General features: G+C 67.0%; 15 protein-coding genes and 3 tRNA genes. 9 read left to right on the top strand and 9 right to left on the bottom strand.

Translation table 11 applies throughout. The features are described 5' to 3' along the window. Nucleotides 1-671, bottom strand: a 671-nt coding sequence (locus tag VEY12_06375) for a hypothetical protein (protein HYM39751.1), incomplete at its 3' end; no start/stop codon positions are given. Nucleotides 672-1011: 340 nt separating this feature from the next. On the opposite strand from VEY12_06375, the gene VEY12_06370 reads away from it, so the two are divergent. Then, entirely contained in the window at nt 1012-1143 is a 132-nt protein-coding gene (locus VEY12_06370) for a hypothetical protein (GenBank protein ID HYM39750.1), read from the top strand. Between the two features lie 671 nt (nt 1144-1814). On the opposite strand, the gene VEY12_06365 is transcribed toward VEY12_06370, so the two are convergent. Further along, nucleotides 1815-1899, bottom strand: a tRNA-Leu gene (locus tag VEY12_06365). Between the two features lie 322 nt (nt 1900-2221). Here VEY12_06365 and VEY12_06360 point away from each other — a divergent pair. Then, nucleotides 2222-3673: an NAD-dependent succinate-semialdehyde dehydrogenase gene (locus tag VEY12_06360; protein HYM39749.1), complete on the top strand. Its 1452-nt coding sequence runs from the start codon at nt 2222-2224 to the stop codon at nt 3671-3673. A 123-nt stretch (nt 3674-3796) separates the two neighbouring features. Here VEY12_06360 and VEY12_06355 read toward each other — a convergent pair. Next, nucleotides 3797-3884, bottom strand: a tRNA-Ser gene (locus VEY12_06355). A gap of 48 nt (nt 3885-3932) precedes the next feature. Continuing rightward, entirely contained in the window at nt 3933-5552 is a 1620-nt protein-coding gene (gene pheT / locus VEY12_06350) for a phenylalanine--tRNA ligase subunit beta (GenBank protein ID HYM39748.1), read from the bottom strand. Between the two features lie 188 nt (nt 5553-5740). Here pheT and VEY12_06345 point away from each other — a divergent pair, with 188 nt between their 5' ends. Both VEY12_06345 and proC read left to right on the top strand, forming a co-directional pair. Continuing rightward, nucleotides 5741-6184, top strand: coding sequence for an Lrp/AsnC family transcriptional regulator (locus tag VEY12_06345; protein ID HYM39747.1), 444 nt, complete (start codon nt 5741-5743; stop codon nt 6182-6184). A 344-nt stretch (nt 6185-6528) separates the two neighbouring features. Beyond that, nucleotides 6529-7410, top strand: coding sequence for a pyrroline-5-carboxylate reductase (proC, locus tag VEY12_06340; protein HYM39746.1), 882 nt, complete (start codon nt 6529-6531; stop codon nt 7408-7410). Nucleotides 7411-7469: 59 nt separating this feature from the next. Here the strand turns inward: proC and ilvD are convergent, their stop codons facing one another. From ilvD to VEY12_06320, 4 genes are all read right to left on the bottom strand, one after another. Continuing rightward, nucleotides 7470-9155 (bottom strand): dihydroxy-acid dehydratase, encoded by a 1686-nt coding sequence (ilvD, locus tag VEY12_06335; GenBank protein ID HYM39745.1) that lies wholly within the window; start codon nt 9153-9155, stop codon nt 7470-7472. A 93-nt stretch (nt 9156-9248) separates the two neighbouring features. Continuing rightward, entirely contained in the window at nt 9249-9839 is a 591-nt protein-coding gene (locus tag VEY12_06330) for a hypothetical protein (GenBank protein HYM39744.1), read from the bottom strand. Between the two features lie 61 nt (nt 9840-9900). Further along, a complete protein-coding gene (locus VEY12_06325; protein ID HYM39743.1) occupies nt 9901-11142 on the bottom strand; it encodes an MFS transporter in 1242 nt (413 codons plus the stop codon). Between the two features lie 70 nt (nt 11143-11212). Then, nucleotides 11213-11287: transfer RNA gene (locus VEY12_06320), tRNA-Ile, on the bottom strand. Nucleotides 11288-11398: 111 nt separating this feature from the next. On the opposite strand from VEY12_06320, the gene VEY12_06315 reads away from it, so the two are divergent. From VEY12_06315 to VEY12_06295, 5 genes are all read left to right on the top strand, one after another. Continuing rightward, nucleotides 11399-11878 (top strand): hypothetical protein, encoded by a 480-nt coding sequence (locus VEY12_06315; GenBank protein HYM39742.1) that lies wholly within the window; start codon nt 11399-11401, stop codon nt 11876-11878. A 9-nt stretch (nt 11879-11887) separates the two neighbouring features. After that, entirely contained in the window at nt 11888-13762 is a 1875-nt protein-coding gene (locus tag VEY12_06310) for an amino acid permease (GenBank protein ID HYM39741.1), read from the top strand. 172 nt (nt 13763-13934) lie between these two features. Next, on the top strand, nt 13935-14453 hold the full coding sequence (locus tag VEY12_06305) for a nitroreductase family protein (protein HYM39740.1): 519 nt from the start codon (nt 13935-13937) through the stop codon (nt 14451-14453). A 40-nt stretch (nt 14454-14493) separates the two neighbouring features. Then, nucleotides 14494-15750, top strand: a complete 1257-nt coding sequence (locus VEY12_06300; protein ID HYM39739.1) for a hypothetical protein — start codon at nt 14494-14496, stop codon at nt 15748-15750. 2 nt (nt 15751-15752) lie between these two features. Continuing rightward, nucleotides 15753-20141 (top strand): hypothetical protein, encoded by a 4389-nt coding sequence (locus tag VEY12_06295; GenBank protein HYM39738.1) that lies wholly within the window; start codon nt 15753-15755, stop codon nt 20139-20141. On the opposite strand, the gene VEY12_06290 is transcribed toward VEY12_06295, so the two are convergent. Beyond that, nucleotides 20142-20426 (bottom strand): hypothetical protein (locus tag VEY12_06290; protein HYM39737.1); only part of this gene is annotated, 285 nt, incomplete at its 5' end.

Here is a 20426-nt window from a genome sequence, read left to right as displayed (position 1 = left end):
TCGATTCTGACTCTTACGGGCCCCCCCAAACATGTCACACCAACCTGAAGGCCGACATGCCGGTCGTGCCCGAGAAATCCGGTTGCCTCCAGAAGGGCGTGACCGGCGAAGTCATAGGAACTGGTCCCTGTCTCGTTCAGGAATGAAGCCAGTATCGTAACCGATCCCGTGCCGAGAAATCCAAGTTGGCCTGACGGGGCAAAGGAGATGTTGGCCCCTGTCAGGAAGGAATACAGGAAATTGAAGGAATCCGCCGCTGAAGTACCCTCCACCACCCCGGTCCCATTGGCCGTCAACTGAAGATTGCGGAGGGTGAGATCCGGTGCGAAGTGTCCGAGGAATGTAACCCAAATCCCCGTCCAGAGGTATCCCTGATAGTACGAGGCGTTGGGCCAATTGCGCGGTGGCGCAACGTAGTACGTTACTGTCCGTACTTCCAATACAAGCGTCGAGCCGGGTGCCCCCGACTCATTGACGTAGGTCGTCGCGTTGAAGTATTCGACAAGTCCGGCAGCCGGAGTTATGCTCGTGAGGTTTCCCTTGATGACGCCTGTGATCGAGCCGTCCGTCACGACCACGTTTGGCTTCCAGGTTGCGGCGTATATTCCAAAACCCCAGGTCACCAAGGCAACACTCGCGAAGATGGCCAGGAACAGAGTGCGTTCCTTCATGGCATCACGACCCGACCACGGCCCTCCCACGCCAAGAAGGCTCCCCCTCGATTCTCAGGGACACCGGTCCGCCACCCGCGACGCGATCCGTCGCCTCACGACCGAGCGATCGCATGGGAACCTGGCCGTGTTTGAACAGAGTGCCTTGACAGGCGGACCGACCCACGCGGGCCACCTTGATGTCTTTTGGGCAACCCCAACCAGACTGGCCATGGCTTCCGCACCTGGCATTGACATAGGGGGTACTTACCCATGACGGCAAGATGTTCCGTTTTGCCCCGTATATAGTACTGCCTATGCAGGACGCCCTTCATGAGCGCGGGAGCCATCCCGGAGTACCGTGCGGCGGATCGTTACCCACTTCGGGGAGGCGGAGTTCAAGGAGCTCGTCGCGTTCTGCAAGAAGCACAAGATCTCCCTGTACGGCCTCGCGAAGAAGGCGATCCGCGAGTACGTAGACAGGCACGCGTGACGGTCTCGATCCCGAAGAGCCCGACGTGAAGTTCCCCCCATCCTCTCGACGCCTTTATAGGGCCTCACGTCCGGATCTTCACCACGGTCGGAGGGACCTTCCCGCCCGGCCACAGGGTGAAGACCACGAGGGCCTAGGGCTCGAGGTCCATGTGGCCCGGAATGCGCTTGGACGGGGCTGCATGGGTTCGGAGATCGCCGCCCATCGCCTCGAGTGGAACCTCTTGCGCAGCGACCTACAACGGTGATTGATTGTTTCGACCTGTCCCGAAGACTCCTCTATTTGGACAAGGCGGGGTTCGGCCAGCTCCTCTTCATGCGATCCGCAGGCCCTTTCGACGGGGTAATTGGCACATCCAGCAGAGGTCTGTCTGCCGTGTTGCAAGTTTCTACTCCTGCGCGACGGTAACTGACCTTCCTCGTGGGCTAGGATGAAGCCGGCAGCCCGTCCCCATTGCGCCGGCCAATCCCCTTCCTCCGCCGTCATTGACGAATCCCCGGGCCATCAGGCTTCGTCATCAGGGAGGTTCATGAGCTCGCGGGCACGTAGTGAAACGAGAAGCCAGGCTCTTGCTTGATCGAGCCGTCAGCATCTGGCGGGCTCGGATGAATCCGGGAAAGCGAGCGTACGGCGCGTCTTGGATCGTCACATTAGGTTTACCGGCAAATGGATGCGTGGGGCAGGATTTGAACCTGCGAACCCCTTCGGGACAGCGACCTCAACGCTGCGCCTTTGACCAAGCTGGGCCACCCACGCACGGTCGCGCTTCCATTGCGGGCTTTCATATTAATCTTCTGGAAGCCACGTCATCGCGCGGTGTAGCCGCCGTCCGCGACGAGGAGCGCGCCCGTCCGCGGAGATTTCGCCGACCGCCACATGCGCGTCCTGGCGGAGAGACGCGAGTGCGGTCGCGAGGCCGATCCCTGATCCGCCGCCCGTGACCAGGACCGCTCTTCCTTTGAAGCGAATCGTGTCCATCCCCGAGCCGGGATCCGGAGGCATGCGCAAGAACTCTTGGAAAAAGTACGCAAAGGATATGCACCCCCGCGGTGTCCCGGAGTTTCAGGGAGGACTGATCATGATGGCCACCAAGCGCGCGAAGAGGGCGCGGGTCCCCAAGGCACGGCCGGGGCTCGTGAAGGTCGTGAACCCGACGACGGGGAAGGTGTTCGAGACATTCCCGATCACGACCAAGGACGAGGTCAACGCGACGGTCGACAAGGCCCGAGACGCGTTCAAGTCGTGGTCCCGCCTCGATGTCGAGGAGCGCGCCGCGTACCTCCAGCGGTTCGCCCAGGTCCTCCGGAAGAGGAAGGAGGAGTACGGCCGCACGATGTCCATGGAGATGGGGAAGATCATCCGGGAATCGATCGCGGAGGTCGACAAGTGCGCGTGGGCCGCGGAGTACTTCGCCCAGAACGCCAGGCCGTTCCTCCAGCCCGAGGTCGTCCAGACGGATGCCCAGCGGTCCTACATCGCGTTCCATCCACGCGGCGTCCTGGGCTCCATCATGCCCTGGAACTTCCCCATGTGGCAGATCGTCCGGTTCGCGATTCCCGCGCTTGCGGCGGGCAACACCGCGGTGATCAAGCCCGCGAGCGCCTCGCCCATGACGGGCCTCCGTGTGGAGGAGGCCTTCCAGGAAGCAGGGCTCCCTGACGGCGTCCTGCAGATCGTGGTGGGCGACTACACGACGGGCGCGGCCCTGATCCGGAGCCGTGTGGACTTCGTGAGCCTCACGGGCAGCGTTTCGACGGGCGTGAAGATCGCCCGGGAGGCGGCGAGGGATCTCAAGAAGACGGTCCTCGAGCTCGGAGGGTCCGACCCGTTCATCGTGTGCGAGGACGCGGACTTGGACCAGGCGGCGAAGGGCGCGATCGTCGGGCGCTTCATCAACAACGGGCAGTCGTGCATCGCCGCGAAGCGCTTCATCGTCGTGGACGCCGTGGCGGACGAGTTCCTCGAGAAGCTGGAGGCGAACATCCGGAAGCTCAAGGTGGGCGACCCGCTCGACCCGACGACGGACATCGGGCCCCTGTACGCCAAGAGCCAGCGGGACGAGATCGAGGTCCAGGTGAAGGACGCCCTCGCGAGGGGGGCCAGGCTCCACGTCGGCGGGAAGCGGGGAAAGGGAGCCGGCTGGTTCTACGAGCCCACCCTCCTGAGCGGCGTCACGACCAAGATGAAGGTCATGCGCCAGGAGACGTTCGGGCCCGTCCTGCCGGTCTTCCGGGTCCCGAACGTGGATGCGGCGATCGCCCAGGCGAACGACACGGAGTTCGGCCTCGGGGCGAGCGTGTGGACGCGAAGCCTGAGCCTCGCGGACGAGATCGCGGAGCGGATCAACGCGGGTCTCTTCTTCGTGAACAACGCGGTGAAGTCGGACCCGCGGATGCCCTTCGGCGGCGTGAAGCACTCGGGCGTCGGGCGCGAGCTGAGCCGCTACGGCCTCCTGGAGATGGTGAACATCAAGACGGTCATGATCTACCCTCCCGGGAGCCCGACGCCGCAGGCGCAGCACGTGGAGTGAGCGAGCGAAGCGCGGGACGAGGAGACGCTCGACGCCTAGCGAACGGCGGGCCGCGACTTTCCGGAACCACGAAACGGGGCGCTTGGTCGCTACGTCGCCGAAGGACCCATCCTGTGGTTCGAACGCTGAGGGGGAGATTCGAACTCCCGAGGGCCTTGCGACCCACCAGATCTCAAGTCTGGCGCGTTGAACCGGGCTTCGCTACCTCAGCGGCCACGCCATCGCCGGAGGCCAGAAATACCTTCTCTCGCGACCCGGGTCACGCGCCCCGGAGGAGCTCGACGTCGAGCTCGAATGCCATGACGGGTTGAACGAGCGTGTACGCCTCGAGGATCCGGGGATGGATCTCCCCGAACCGGCCGAACTCCCGTCCGTCCGCGAGCACGGAGGCCGCCCGACCTGCGATGAAGTTCGCATCTTCGACGGGCTCGACGGCCCCCTCGCGACCCGCGTCCCGAAGCAGGCTCAGGACGAGGGACTTCGCTTCCGTGAAGGAGGCCCTGGGGTGCATCGCTGCCGCCGCGACGTGCCTCGCGTTCCGCGCCTCGAGGACGACGTCGGCGACCTCGAAGATGCGTTGCGGGAGCTCGCGATGCTTGTTGAGCTTGAACAGGTTGAGGAGCCCGGGCAGCAGGGAGGACCGCAGGGTCGTCAGGTCCGTGGTCACGGGGTTCAGCACGACCGCGCGCTCCGGCGTCGCCAGGGGCTCCTCCGCGCTTGCCATGGTCAGGGACATGACCTCCTGGTACCCGTAGCCGATGAGCAATTGCCGGAGCGCTTCGGAGAAGAGGGTCTTCGGGAGGGGCGTGCCGATCGTCTGCTGCCGCGCCAAGCCCCGCGGGTATCGGTCGTAACCCCAGGCGATCGCGACGTCCTCCGCAAGGTCGACCTCGTGCAGGAGGTCCATCCGGTACGCGGCGGCCCGCACGCGCACGCTCCGACCGTGCGCGTCGGCATCGTGCCGCATCCGCCGGAGGAGCTCGACTGCCTTTTCGGGAGTCAGGTCGAGCCCCAGCAACTCCTGGGCGCGTGCCAGGTCCAGGGCCAAGGGAATCGGCGACAGGTCGGGCGTGTCGATCGTGCGGTCCGCGTAGATCGTGCGGACGGTCTGGATCTTCCCGCCCCGCTCCGCGAGCGAGGTCGCGAGGATGTTCAACGATCCGCTCACCGCCTCGAAGTCGGTGCCCGTCACGTCCAGGAAGAGGTCGCGCGTGTCCGGCGTGAGCTGCGTCCGGACCCCATTGATGATTGGCGGGAAGGAGAGGACGGCACCGTTCTTGTCCACGATGATCGGATAGGCTTCCTTGCCTTCCAGGATGGCGCGGTACTCGACGCCCTTCTCGTGCTGGATCAAGATGTCCGCGAGGTCCATCTCCTTCGCGGAGCCTAAGGGGACGAATCGGAGGCTGTGGGGCGCGACGGCCTTGAACGTAAACGGGGGCTCGACGCGGTCGAGGTCGTGGATGCCGATGGCGACCTTCTTCCGCCGGCGGCCCGTCGTCGTGTGCAGCTTCTCCTGGAGGTCGACGAGCGAGCGGAGGAGCCGGTCGTCCAGGTCCACTCCGCGGACGACGCCACCCACGGCGAACGGGCGGACCCGGGCGACGCTGGGGTCGACGAGGAAGTCGATGCCCGAGGGCGAGACCGCGTACGTAGGCAGGCCCGTCTCGATCCCCAGGTACCCACGGAGGCTCCGCGCGATCCCTTCCACGGAGTACAGGTCGGGCCGGTTCGGGAAGATGTCGAACGTCATCACGTCGCCCTGGACCCCTTCGGGCCCCGAACCCATGTACGTGATCCGGTTGACCGCCTCCTCGAGCGAAATCCGTCGCCCGAGAAGGTCGATCAGATCCTCGTAGGGAACGTCGACGTTGGTCAAGGCAGCCGCGGAAGCGGCCCACCGCGTAAGAAGGTTTCGAGGGCAAGCGAGCCACGCATGCCGGACCGTCCCACGCAACGAGGGAACCTCCTCGCGGCATCCCAACCGTCGCATCGAATCGACAAGGGGATTCCCGGAGTCTGGCGTTCTGACGGAAGCTTCAAGTGTGCGAGAGCAATCCGCTCGACATGGAGCAGCTCGACGAGACGGACCGGGAAATCCTCGACGTCCTCATGCAGGACGCTTCGAGGAGCATCGCGGACATCGCTCGCGAGCTGCACATGCCGCGGCCTACGGTCCAGTACCGCGTGCAGAAGATGCGCGAGCGCGGCGTAATCCGCGCGATCAAGGCGATTCCCGACTACGGAAAGCTCGGCAAGCCGGTGACCGCGTTCATCTTGGTGAGCTTCCTGCCGAACCCGGACGTGTCCCAGCGCGAGCTTGCGGACAAGATCTCCAAGCTCGCCGGCGTCCACGAGGTCCACGTGATTTCCGGGGAGTGGGATTTGCTGCTGAAGATCCGTGCGGCATCCATGGAAGATCTGGGCCGCATCGTGATCGACAAATTACGCGCTCTGAAGGGCGTTGGCCACACCGTGACGTGCGCCTCGTTCACCGCGGTCAAGGAGTGAACCCGACGGCGGACGGAGGCGGCCGCGCAAGCCTAGGCGACCGAAGGAAGTGGGCAATCTGCCAAATGGAAGGTCCGCGGCCCCGCGAACCTGAGCGTCTTGCCAAATCGCGCGGCGGCATGTTCATCTAGGGCGGACTAAATGGCTAGGCGACGCGCGTCGGCGCGCGAGGCAGTCGTGCGGATGAACGAGACGTCGGACCACCACAAGAGCCGAGCCGGGAGCAAGCGCTCTGGCCGCCGCCTTGTGGCTTTTGCGACGCCTCAGCCGTACCCGCAGCCTCGGCGCGGCGCGGGCTCGCTGTGATCCCGCTTGGCTGCGGGTGTCACAACGGGGTGTTGCGCATGAACGGACAAGAGACCGTCGGCATTGCTGGTGTGGGCAAGATGGGCGAAGCCCTCGTGAAGGGACTCGTGCAGCGAGCTGCGCTCCCGCCTTCCAGGATTCTCATCACGGATGCCCTCCCGGCCCGGGCCGAGGAGGTTGCCTCCATGTACCACGTCGTGCAGGTTCCCAGCCCCGCGGCGCTTGCGGAACGATCCGACATCCTCATCCTGGCCGTGAAGCCGAAGGACATGCGGGAGCTGGTCCGCTCCCTCGCGGGACACGTGCGAAAGGATGCGGCGGTCGTCACGCTCGCGGCGGGCATCGGGACGGACACGGTGGAGGAAGGACTCCGTGGCACGGGTCATGTGGTCCGCATGATGCCGAATCTGGCGTGTGGCGTCGGCGAGGGAGCAACCGCCTTCGCCCTCGGTAGGACCGCGACACGCGACGACGCCGACCGAGTCGCGGAACTCATGGGCTCCCTGGGACGCGTCCTGGAGGTGGAGGAGAGGCATCTCGATGCGGTGACCGGACTCAGTGGGAGCGGGCCCGGGTTCATGGCCGCCCTCGCACAGGCGATGATCGACGGCGGGAGACGTTCCGGGCTCCCGGAGGACGTCGCACGCAAGCTCGCACTCCAGACGATGAAGGGGACCGCGGAGCTGCTGCTCTCGGACGGCGGCGATCCGGAGCGGCTGTTCCAGTTGGTCGCGACTCCAGGCGGCACGACGGTCGCAGGGTGGCGCCTCATGGAGGAACGAGGCGTGCCGCAGGCGGTCTCCGATGGAATCGTCGCCGCCTCCATGCGGGCCCGCGAACTCGCTCGAGAGAACGCGCGTTCCACGCCCACTGCCAAGGAGGCCGCACCGGGTGATGCTCTTTCGGTCTCGACCGAGTAAGACCTTCCTGGACGCAGGCGCCTGACCCGCGCGGTCGCGATGACGGACCGACGCGTTTCCTAGTCGCACACGGCGCCGCGGGAGGCCGAGCCCACCAGCTTCGCGTACTTCGCCAGTGCACCGCGGGCGTACCGAGGCTTCGGCTGCCTCCAGCGTGTGCGGCGAGAGGCGAGTTCCTTCGGCGTGAGTCGCACTCGAAGCCTTCGACGCGGGACGTCGACCTCGACCGTGTCGCCTTCGCGGACGAGCGCGAGCGGGCCGCCATCCCAGGCTTCCGGCGATACGTGGCCCACCATGAGGCCCGTTGTTGCGCCGGAGAACCGCCCATCCGTGACGAGGGCGACTTGGTCCCCTAGACCTTGGCCCACGAGCGCCCCCGTGATGGCGAGCATCTCGCGCATCCCTGGGCCGCCCCTTGGCCCCTCGTACCGAATCACCACCACGTCGCCGGGTTCGACACCACGCGTCTCCGCGGCCGCGAGCGCGGATTGTTCCCCGTCGAACACTCGCGCAGGGCCCGTGTGCCGGAGATGCCGCACGCCGGCGGTCTTCACGACGGCACCGTCCGGGGCCAGGTTCCCGTGGAGGATCGCCAGGGTTCCGGCGGTGCTGATCGGTGCCTCGACGGAGTGCAGGAGCTCGTCGGGCACTCGAGTCGGGACGTCCCGCAACCGCTCCGCCAGGGTGTCACCGGTCACCGTGACGCAATCTCCGCGGAGCCTGCCTGCATCCAGGAGCCGCCGCATCACGACGGGGACGCCCCCCGCACGGTACAGGTCCGCCATGACGTACTGCCCGCCGGGCTTGAGGCTGGCCAGGTGCGGCGTCCGCCGCGAAATCCGGTCGAACTCGTCGATCGCAAGCCGGACGCCCGCCTCGTGCGCGATCGCGAGGAGATGGAGAACCGCGTTCGTCGATCCTCCCATGGCCGCGTCGACCGTGATCGCGTTCACGAACGCGTCATGCGTCAGGATGTCGCGGGGCCGGAGCCCGAGCTCGAGGGACCGCATCACGGCTCGGCCGACACGCTCCGCATGTTCCTCCCGAGCCGGATCCGCGGATGGAATCGCGGCATCCTGGGGGACCGTGAGTCCGAGGGCCTCGGCACAGGCGGCCATCGTGTTCGCGGTGAAGAGCCCGGCGCACGTGCCGGGTCCGGGGAAGGCGCAGCGCTCGATGCCCGCGAGATCCTCCGCGCTCATCCGGCCCGCCTCGAAGGCGCCCACGGCCTCGAACATGTCCTGGATGGTCACGTCCCGGCCCCGGAAGCGGCCAGGGAGGGCAGGGCCGCCGTACGTGAACACGGAGGGGAGGTTCAGTCGGGCCATCGCCATGAGCGATCCCGGGATCGTCTTGTCGCAGCCCGCGCAGGCAACCAGCGCATCGTATCGGTGCGCGTGCATGATGAGCTCGATGGAATCCGCGATGACCTCGCGGCTGACCAGGGACGCGCGCATGCCCTCGTGGCCCATTGCGATGCCGTCGGAGACCGCGATCATGGGGAATTCCCGCGGCGTGCCGCCCGCGGCGCGGACGCCCTCCTTCACTCGTCGCGCGACTTGGTCCAGGTTGAGCTGGCACGGCGTCACCTCGCTCCAGCTGTTCGCGACCCCCACGAACGGCCGCGCGAAGTCCTCGTCGCCGAGGCCCATGGCGCGCAGCATGGAACGCGCCGGCGCCCGGGAAGGCCCATCCGTGATCTCCCAGCTCCGATGCTTCATATTCCGGTCTCGCTTCCGAGCCATGGCGCTCCTCGCGGACCCTGATTCCGTTCGAGCGCAAATGGATGTCGAACGCGTCGAGCATCCGGGCCGCGTCCTGTCCCGACGGGTAGGGGCCTACACGATCGCGGAACTCGTGACGAAGTACTCCGTCGCGGTCCAGCCTCCGCTCCGCCAGATCAGGCTGAACTGGACGTAGCTCAGGGCGGGCAGGCCGACCCCGTTCCCCGTCACCCAGAACACGTCGCCGGGACTCACGGCGCCGTTGTGATCGCGGTCGAGCCAGACGATGTGGTACGCGTCCTTGCGCGCGGAGGTGCCGATGAAAAGGGTCACGTTCCCGCCGCTCGGTGCCAGCGCGACCGCGGTCGTCCCGACGTTGTTGATCGTGAGGTTGACCGAAAATCCGGTCCAGGGCCACGTCGTGTTGCTGTCCGAGGTCACGTTGAACGTCCCGTTGCCCCCGAGCATGTAAGCCGGCGCGAACGTCACCGGAGCCGTGGCGAGCGGCTTCAGCGTCGTCACGAACGCGTAGAACGCGACCGCGAACACGAGGATGACCATCACAAAGATGGCGAGCACGAACCAGAAGCCCCGCCGGTCGACCAGACGCGGGCCCTGGAGGAATCCCCGGATTGTCCGAGGACGTGCAGGCGCGGACGGGGAACTCGGGGGTTCGCTGGCGGTCGCGGGCCGCGACGACTCCATCGTTACCCAGGGACCATCCGCGGTAGTTAAGGTCTCGCCGTCTCCCCGCAACTACGCGGGATCAGGAGGTGCTGGACCCCGGTTCGGCACCTGCGGTACGCCGCGTCCGCCGTTCGGCATACGCCAGGATGGCTGCCGCGACGACCGCAGTCGAGAACGCATAGACATAGGCATAGAACTCATTGAGGCCGAAGAGCACGCCCAGCACGAGGTTCGCGGTGAACAAGCCCACGGCCCGGGTCATGCTGAGCCATCCCATCCCTTCCGACAGGCGATGGGCGGCGACCAGGTTCGAGATCAGGGTGGGCTCGAACGTCTCGACGCACCCGGTCGCGAAGCCGAGGGCTCCGGCCGCGGCGTAAAACGGGAAGGCGCTCGCGCCGACCAGGTAGAGGGTGCCGATGGCCAGGGAGGCGAACGCGGCAACGAGGTATCCGATGCTCCAAATGGCTCGGATCGGACGGAGGTGCCTGCCGCCCAGCACGATCCCCGCCAGGGCGGAGAGCCCAAGATACACCCCGAAGGTGACCACGGCCAGCGCGCTCATCTCGGAAAGCGATCCGCCGCTCTGCGCTTGGGCCACCGTGAGAATCGGGAACCCGAACGAATAGAAGCTGAAGCCGAAGAGCGTCGCGGAGGCCAGGAGGGCCCGGTAGGCGACGACGGCGTCGCCCTGACCCGCGGCGGAACCCGTGGGGCGGGCACGCGGCGCCGCGGCGGTTGCCGGGGACGGCCGCCTCGCGAGGACGAGGCACAGGCTCGAGAGGAGGAGCGGGAGGACGGTGACGAGGAGGACATCCGTGTAGGAGACGTGGACCAGAAGGAGGACCACGGAGTACGAGACCGCGAGCACCCCGCCGCCAACGTCCAGCGCGTGGAGGAACCCGAAGACCTTTGACCGGTACTGGGGATCCGTGACCTCGACGAGCCACGCACGACGCGCCGGCGTACGGGAGTACCGGGCCCACCAGCCCGCGACGAACAGTCCGCCCGCGACCGCGACGCTCGCGGAGAGGCCGCTCAACGACATGAGGGGGATGAGGAGGTTCCCTGCGAGCGCGACGTACTTCTTGTTGAACCGGTCCCCGGCCCGGCCGCCGACGTACGCGAAGAGGGATCCGATGCCGTACGCAAGGGCGAAAAACAGGCCCACGTAGATGGCGCTCTCCCCCATCTGGTACACCAGGAAAAGGGGGAACACCGCGGCCACGGCCTGGTACCCGGTGTCCGCGAAGAACGCCGAGAGGCAGAGGAGAAGCGCGTCCCGGGTGAGCCACGCGCGACGGGCCGGGCCGCCTTCCATCGCACGCCGCAGCGCGGACGCCGCTTTGTAGCTTCGTGTTTGCCGCCGCTTCGTCGAGGCGTTCGAGAAATGGGCCCGGCCAGATTCGGACTGGCGACCTCCCGGTTATCAGCCGGGCGCTCCAACCAGGCTAAGCTACGGGCCCGCGGCGGCGCAGAAGACCGGGCTTGATTTAAACGTTCCCTCGGAGCAGCGCCCGTGCGCTCCTCTGGCGGCGGGGAGAAACGCATAAGTGGTCCGGGACCGAGTTCCCTGCATGCTCGAGGACGCACTGGACGATGCGGACGCAGCCATCGGTCGGATCCGGCAAGAGATCCGGGGTCTCGGCGCCCGGCACGGCTGGGGCCCGGAAACGACGCGGCGGCTCCGCGAGCAGATCCTCGCGTCCCAGGACGAGGACGTAAAGCGCTTCCTGGCCGCGTTGGAGCCCCACCGGCCTCGACGGGCCTGGGGGCAGCTTCTCGTGGGCGTGGGCGAGCTGGTACTCGGCGCGTTCCTCACCGTCGCGGGCCTGATCCTGGTCGTGCCCGCCATCGTGGGCTTCACGTCGCGGGAGGATTTCGCGCGGTACCTCGCGGATCTCTCCCTGGGCCTGGGGTCCGCAGCGGCCTCGGATCCGGCCATCGTGGCCCTGGGGTTCGGCTTCGCGCTGTTCCTGCTCCTGGCGGCGCTCTACACCCTGCGCCAAGCCTCCCGCAGCCTCCGGGAGTCCGGCGTCGTGCCGCCGACCGCGTGAGGCGCCGACATGGCGGACGCGTCCGGCGCACTGCGAGTCGCCACACGGGCCGCCCGTCTCCTGACCGCGGCGCTGGGCGTCCTGGTGCTCATCGTGGCGACCTACGGGCTCGCGGGGGAGCTCAACTCGCTCCGGGTGACGGGACTCGATCGGTTCTCCATGGGGGATGCTGCGGCGTTTGTGGCGCTCCTGGCCGGAATTCTTACGGGAGGACTTCTCCTCGGGTCCGCGATCGGGCGAGCTCGGGTCCGTCTGCCCTCGCTCCGGCCGGGCCCGGGGCCACGACCCGTGTACGGGTTCACGACGATCCTGGCCATCGGCATCGGGTCAACGCTCGGTGCTCCGCTCTTCCTGCTCATTCCGGTCAACGTGATCCAATACGAAATCGTCTCGATCCTCTCCCTGGTCCTTGCCGCGGCCCTCTCCATCGCCATGGCCAAGAACAACGCAGACAGCTACGGGGTGCTGAAGCGGAGCGGCCGGGTCGCGGTCGGCGGACCTGCCTTCGTCGGCGTCGCCCTGGGCACACGCAGCGCGAGGTACTTCATCTCGCGCTTCTCCATGGCCGTTGCGAACACGGCCCTGGCCGCGTACTGCGTCATCGTATTCGTGGTCTTCGTCTTCGGTTACCTCCCCGGCTTGCTGGGCGCGTACGGGCTCGGAGGACCGCTGACGTTCTACATCGTCGCTCTGATCATCATCCTCTTCGCCGCCTGGTTCGTGATGAACTCCATCTTCGAACGGCGGTACGCCCGGGTGATCGGCCGCGCCCAGATCGTCTTCACGTCCCTTCTCGTGCTCATCGTGGTCGCCCAGAGCTACCTCCTGGGCTCCGCGGGCGGGTGGAATCTCCGCGGCCTCGGCTCCGTTCCGCCGGGCTCCCCGCTGGACTGGGTCGGCCTGACCGTGGTGAACACGGGCTACTTGTACCTGCTCTTCTTCGGGTTCCAGGAGATCCAGGCCCTGGACCGCGAGGCCCATGACCGATCCCCGATCCCAATCCTCTCCTGGATCCGGCGGGGCTACACGGCGGATAAGGGGCGCTACTTCGGTGTCGCGATGGTCGTGACCGTCCTCATCGCCGCCGGAATCAACATCTTCTACGCGCTCGCCGTGTTCGCAGCGAACCCGTCTCCCGCGGGAGTCGCCAGCTCCCAGATCCCCGCCCTGTACGTAGCGCAGTCCGTCCTCGGCGGTCCCCACGAGGCCCTCATGGGCCTCGCCTTCATGCTGGCGACGTTCACGACCTTCGTCCCCGCGTTCCTCGCGGCCACGCGGCACATCCGGTCGCTCGGGGAGGACGGATTCCTCCCGCGGGCCATCGCACGCGGGTCCTGGCTCTGCGTCCTCGCGGCCATCGTGTTCCTCGTTGCGGCGGGACAAGACTTCCTCGTGAGCATCACGGACTACATGGTCCTCGTGAGCTTGGGGATTATCGCGCTGGCCGCGGTCTGGCTGCGGCGGAACCGAAAGGCGGCCGTGGAGCGCAAGGATGCGCTGGCTGTGGGCGTGGGCGTGTCGTGCCTAGGCGCGGCCGCGGCCTTGTACATCGTGACGCCGTCCGTCGCCGTGTTCGGTTCCCTGTCCATCGTCGTGGCCTTCCTGACATACGACCTCCTCGAGCTTGGCTCGTTAGGGACCCGGCTATTCCTCGCGGTCCTCGATGCGGTGACCTTCGTCCTCCTATCGATCTATCCGCGGACCTTCGAGGCTGCGGGAATCCCCGTCTTTCCTGGGCTCCAATCCGCCGCAGGGGACACCGGCGCCCTTCGAGTTGTCCTCCTGCTGTGCGGCCTCGTCCTCATCGTCAGCTTTGCCCTCGAAGTCGTGGTCCGCAAGGTCCCGCCCCCTACCGAGCCGCCGGCCGCGCCTGAGACGGAGTGATGGTCCGTTCCGAAGGACCCGGCCCTGGCGCGTCCCTCACGCGCTACGAGGGGACACCTGAACGTCGCGCTCGAGCCGCCATCCGCCATACCAGCCCTCGGGTTGTCCCCGCCGCGATTTTGGCATCGCAACGCTTATTATCAGGACGCCGACTACGAACGCCCGGGACGATATGGAGGTCCTTGAGGCCATCAAGTCGGTGAAGAGCGTGAGCAAGTACAAGCCGGACCCGGTCCCCGAGCAGAAAGTCCAGACGGTGGTGAACGCCGCGCGGCTCGCGATCAGCGCGGACAACCTCCAGCCCTGGAAGTTCATCGTTGTCTCGGACGAGGACCGCAAGCGGAAGCTGATGGGCATGACGACGGACGGCAGGAAGCTGCCCGACGCCCCGCTCATGGTCGTGGCCTGCGCTCGGCTCGACGAGGCCGTCGCGATGGTCGGCGGGTACATGAACTCGTACCCCGTCGACGTCGGCATGGCGGTCGCGCATCTCACCGTGGCGGCGACGAGTGAGGGGTTGGGGACCTCCTGGGTCTTCTCCTTCAACGAGGAGAAGGTGAAGAACCTGCTTGGCATCCCGGCGGACGCCCACGTCGTGGGGTTGACGTCGTTGGGCTTCCCGGAGGCCTTCGAGCCTCCCGCGGGGCGCAAGCACCTGTCGGAGATCCTGGCGTACAACGCGTACGAATAGGCACTTCCACCGGTCCCGCAACCTCCTCGAGAAGCGAAGGATGGCCCTCCGCGCCCTCACCCCAGGCAAGGCCGCCTACTGCAGCGACTGCGGAGCGGGCACGCTGCCCGACGCCGAGCGCTGCGAGAAGTGCGGCGCATCGTTCGAGGGGTTCATGGACGCCGTCCTCTGCCCCATCTGCAATTCCGTGAATCCCGCGGACGCCAAGGAGTGCAAGAAGTGCTCCGCGAAGTTCCCCGAGATCCGGACCGTGGACACGACCCCGAAGCCCGGGGAAGGCGGCCCCGAGGAGGAGTACCTCCGGAACATCCTGAGACTGAGTCGCGAGAAGGCCAAGGCGCGGTTGAGTCAGGTGGCCCCGCCGCCGGAAAGCCCGGGGTCCGAGCCCGTCTCCATGACGGAAGGCGACCGCGACCAGAGCGACCTCGAGGCATACCTCTGGAAGCTCGCGGAGCCTTTCGAAAAGATGATCGACCGGCGCAAGCAGCGCCTCGAGCAGATGGACGCGCTCATTGAGCGCGCCCGCGTGCGAATCAAGGCGCTCGAGTCCTCGACGAACGAGATCGAGGTCCGCGAGCGCGAGGAGCTCAAGCGGCAGATCGAGGAACTCCTCCTCGAGAAGGAGGACATCCTGAAGATCGAGGAGGGCCTCGTGGACATGGAGAACACGTACCGGAACATCCTCCGGATGCAGCAGGACGAGCTCAAGTCCAAGGAGTCCACCCTGCGCGCTCGGATCGAGGCGTTCCGGATGGAGCTGGAGAAGCGCGAACGGACGTTCGGCCAGATGCGCGAGCGGGAGTCGGACATCGTCCGGCGCGAGGACGAATTCCGGATCCTCATGAACCGCCTCCACGAGCGCGAGCGGGAGCTCGAGAAGCGCGAGGAACTCCTGCGCGACAAGGCACGCCTCCTGGACGAGCGCCATCACGCGCTGAGCGAGGCGGAAGTGGACATGGAGCGGCGGCGGTGGGCCCTGGAGAAGAAGGCTTCCACGCCCGGGCCGGGGGGGCAGGGCGGCGAGACGGTGATCACGGTGGGTCCGGCCGCGGAAGAGATGACCGAACTCAAGGCTCGGATGTCCCAGATGGAGGAGCAGCTCGAGAAGCTGCAGGTCGAGAAGGCCGAGCTCGCGAGCGCTCAGGAATCCCTCGTGAAGTTCCACGAGTCGATCAAGGGCGTGCTAAAGGACCTCGACGAGCTCCTCGGCGAGCTCCCCGACGAGAAGATCAGGCGGTTCGCGAAGTCGGATCGCTTCGCCGCGTACGAGAAGGTCATGGACGAGCTGGAGCTGTGACCATGCCCGGCCTCCGAGAGAAAGCCCGCAAGAGCCTCCAGAACCGGGACGGCGAGTCCGCGGCGTCGGAGGCTTCCACGGTCGTCCAGTTCGATGCCCAGCTCGCGGAGCTCGAGGCCAACGCCAAGGCGCGTGAGAGCGAGCTCCTGCGGGAGCTCGGCGAGCTTCGGAAACTCTCCGAGGCGAAGACGGTCCAGATCGCGAAGCAAGAGAAGGCCCTGGGAGCCTCCCAGGAGAAGCTCAAGGACCTTGAGGAGGAGAACAGCGAGCTCGCGGAAGATGCGAAGAAGGCCTCCAAGACCATGGAGGAGCTCCGGGAACAACTCGCGGAGGCCCACGTCGAGCTTGAGACGCTGCACCGGACCAAGGAGGTGGCCATGGACACATCTGCCGCGGCCAAGGAACTCGACAAGCGTACCACCTCCCTGGAATCTCAGGAAAAGGCCCTTCGGTCCCGCGAGGATGCGCTCCGGAAGCGCGAGGCCGACATGGAGAAGGCCGTCGGAGTCCTGGACGCGCGGAACAAGGATCTCAAGTCCCGCGAGTCCACGGTCTGGGCTAAGCAGGAGCAGCTCGACGCGATGGCGCGCGTCGTGAGGGCTGCCGAGAAGGAGATTGCGGACTCCCGGGCCAAGGTCGAGGCCCGCGAGGCGGAGCTCGTGGAGGCCCGCAAGACCCTGCAGACCTCCGCGGAGAAGCGCTCGGAGGCGCTCCAACAGGAGATCAAGACTCGCGACAAGGATCTCGCCAAGATCCGGAAGGAACTTGAAGCCGCCAAGGCGGACGCGGAGCGGCTCCGCCGCTCCCAGCAGGATCGGGAGATCCAACTCACCGAAGACGTCACGAAGGCCCACTACGCGGTCGAGCAGGAGCAAGAGAAGGCGACCCGGCTCCAGAAGGAGATTGACGACCTGCGACGCCGAGCCGGCAAGGCCGGAGAGCTCACCGCGAAAGAGGCCGACCTCAAGGCCCAGTGGGCTCGACTCGACGAGAAAGCCCGCGAGGTGTCCGACCGCGAGGCGGAGCTCGCGGCACAGGCGAAGGAGCTCCGGGTGCGCGAGGACGAGGCGCAGCGGGTGGCGAAGGCCGCGGCGGAGAAGGCCCTCGAGGCGGAACGCCAGCTCCGGGCGATCAAGGAGCGCGAACGCTCCGTGGAGAAGGCGGAGAAGAGGTCCAAGGAAACCTCCGACCGCCTCGCCGCGGAGCACACGTCCAAGGAGGAATCGTGGGCCACGGAGACCGAGGACCTGCGGAAGGCCGTCCAGGCTCGCGACCGCGAGCTGGCCAAGCGGGATAAGGATCTCGAGGCTCTCCAGGCGGGCTTGAAGTCCGCGAAGGACGGCCTTCAGCGACGCGAACTGGAGCTCACCACGGAGATCACCCGCACCAAGGCGGACCTGGACGGGGCGCGAGGCCAAATCGACGCCCTGGAGCGGGAACTCCGGGAGGCACGGAGCGGGACCGCGAAGGCGGGGGACCTGAGCACCCGCGAAGCCGCCCTCGAGCGAGGCCGCGCGGAACTCGCCGACCGCGAGAAGCAGCTCGGATCCGCTCGCGCGGATCTTGAATCACGATTGAAGATCGCCCAGCGCCGCGAGGAGGAACTCGAGCGACGGGAGGCAGTCCTGACCAAGGCGGAATCCGATTCCCAGGCCGGTCTGCGCGCCCTCCGAGATCGCGAGCGTGAGGCCCTTCGCCTGGAGAAGCGCGTCGAGGAGAAGACGAAGGCGTTCGAGTCGCGCACAGGGCGGCGAGACCAGGAACTCCAGGAGAGGCAGGATGCGCTCGCGAACCTGAAGCGTGACCTGGAGTCTCAAGCCGCCGCGCTGGAGAAGGAGTCTCGAGAGCTCACCGAGCTCCGAGAAATCCTCACAGGCCGGCAGACGGAACTCGAGCGCCGTGAGGCGGCGGTCCAAGGTGCCGAACAGGAGGCAACGGGCGCCCTGGCCGCAGTCAAATCCCGGGAGGACGTCGCCGGGAAGCGCGAGGCCGCCGCCGCGGCTTCGGACGCAGACCTCCAGGCCCGGGAGGACCAGCTCGAGAAAGCCCTCCGCAAGCTCGAGGGCGAACGCGCCGCGCTCGAAAAGGCCCGCGAGGATCTCTCCGCGCGCCGCACGGAGATCGATCGGTTGCAAAAAGGGATCAAGCTCACGAGCTCCCAGATCGACGAACGCGAGACGGGTCTCCTGAAGCGCGAAGAGGGGCTCGCCGAGGAGACCAAGACCCTCGAGGCTGCCCGGGCGCAGGCGAAAGCCGATCTCGACGAGGTCCGGAAGGCGGAACGCGTCCTGCAGAGGCGGGAGGCCCTCCTGGCACGGCGCGAAGAGGAGCAGACGCAGACGGCGCGGGCCCAGGCGACGACCGAGAAGGACCACAGGGCCCGCCAAGCGAGCTTGGAGCGCGACGCCGCGGACCTGGACCGGCGGCGGGAGGATCTCGAGTCCCACGGGAAGGAACTCGACCTCCGGGCCAAGGAATTCCGGTCCGCCTTGGAGTCCCACAAGGCCGCCTTGGCGAAGTTCAAGTCGCAGGAGGAAGACCTTGAGGCGCGCGAGGACGGGCTCGCGTCCCGCGGAGCGGACGTGGAACGCCGGGAAGTGGGGCTCGCGAAGGGGCTCGCGGGGCTCAAGGAGGGGACCGCAGAGCTGACGAAGTCGCGTCGGGCGTTCGAGGCGGAGCGAAAGGCCCTCGATGCCACACGCGCCGACCTGACCACGAAGATGCAGTCCGCGGAATCCCGGCTACGAGACGTCGCGGCCTTGGAGGCAAGGCTCGCGGAGCGGGAAACGGCGGCCGCGGCCGCTGAGGCCAATCTCGCGAAGCAGGCGAAAGGTCTGGAGGCGGCCCGCAAGGAGTTCGAGTCCGAGCGGACGACGGCGGACGCGGATCGGCGGCGCCGGGAGTCCGAGGCCCGGGCCGAGCTCCAGCAGGCGCGCCGCCTCGTGGCGATTACGGAGAAGAAGGAAAAGGATCTGGGGATACGCGAAACGGCCCTCCGAGGCAAGGAGGAGGAACTCCGGCGCCTGGAGGCCGAACTGGACCGGCGGGAGGCGGGCCTGGAGGTCGCGCGGAAGACCTTGTCCCAGCAGGAGATCGATCTCGGAGACCTGGACGGCCGGCTCGGGCAACGCGCGAAGGAGCTCGCCCGGCGCGAGCAGACGGTCGAACAGGAAACGGAGGCGCTCGAGGCCCGCGGGAAGGACCTCGCCGCCACCGGCCGCGCCCAGGGCCAAGAGGCCCGGGAGATTGCCGCGGCTCAAAAGGACCTCGCACGCATGCGGTCCTCCCTCTCCGTCCTGGAGAAGAAGGTCCGATCCGAATCCAAACGCCTCGAGGAACGCCTCGAAGCGCTCAAGGCCAAGGAGGCCGAACACTCCGCCCACGAGGAACGCCTCTCCGCGCGGGAGAGCGAGCTCGCGGGTCGCGAGACGGACCTCAAGGAGAAGCTTTCCGACCTCGCGAAGGCCGGAGCCGGAATCGAGAACCAGCGCTCGGAGATTGCGAAGCGCGAATCGGGTCTGCAGGTCCTCGCGTCCACCCTTGAGAAGCGTGAGGGAGACGCCGAGCGACTCGGGCAAGCACTCGCGAAGAAGGGATCCGATCTCGAGAAGGGGCTCAAGGAGGCCAAGGAGGAGCGGGCCCGGCTCGCGGCGGAGGCGCGGCAGACCGCGGAGGAGAGCCGTGGCCTGGACCGAGCTCGACTCGAGTTGGCCAAGCGGGAGAAATCCATCGAGGCGTCTGCAGCTACCGTACGATCCCGTGAGGACGAGGCCGCGGACCTGAAGTCCAAGGCGATGACCCTGCTCAAGTACGCAGAGAAGAACGCCGAGAGCAAGCGCCGCGAGCTGGAGGATCGCATGAAGGAGGAGGCCGCCCTCGTCGAGGAGCAACGGGCGTCCCTCGAGGAGGTCGCCCGCGCCCGCGAGGATCTCGACCAGCGTCAGCGGCGGCTCGACGCGGCACGGGCGGAGCACGACGCACGGGGGAAGGCCTTGGAGCAGCGCGACGCGCGGATCAAGGAGGCGGAAGCTGCCGCGGCGAAGGAGCGGGCGGAACTCAAGTCCCTTTGGAAGAACCTCGAGACCGAGGGTGCAAGGGTCGCACGCAAGGAGGAAGCCATCGAGGTGCTTGTGGCCAAGATGCTCGAGAAGGAGCGAGAGACGCTCGACGACGAGACCCAGAAGGTCCGGTCCATGGCCTCGGACCTGAAGACCAAGGATCGCTCCCTCGAGAAGGAGCGCGTGCGCCTCGCGGCCCTGCAGCGAGACGTCGAAGGGATCAAGGGTAGCCTGGAATCCCGGGAACGCGCCGTCCGCGCCCAGGAAGACGAGCTCGAGCGGCGCCGGGAGGACATCCGCCGCATGCGAGAGCAGATCGAGGAACTCCTCTGATCAGCGGTCCTGCGCGGGCTTGCTCGGATCCGTGGGCGATTGCGTCGGCTGTTCCGCGGTGGAGGGCCAGGCGACCTCGTGCAGGTACAGAATCCCCATCCCGAAGAGGGGCACGAAGATCAGCGAGCTCAGGAGATGGTACAGCGTGAAGGGCACCTGGAGCTCGAGGACGTTCCAGAACGTGAGGCCCATCGGCTGCGCGATCAGGTAGTACTGGCCCACGTCTGTCCAGAGGTCGTATGCCACGGTCAAGGGGATGCTGAGCGTGGTGAGCAGGGCCACGGA

The sequence above is a fragment of the Thermoplasmata archaeon genome, assembly GCA_035632695.1.
Taxonomy (GTDB): Archaea; Thermoplasmatota; Thermoplasmata; order RBG-16-68-12; family RBG-16-68-12; genus RBG-16-68-12.
Note: the sequence above shows the minus strand (reverse complement) of the source record. Positions and strands in the feature narration are given on the sequence as shown.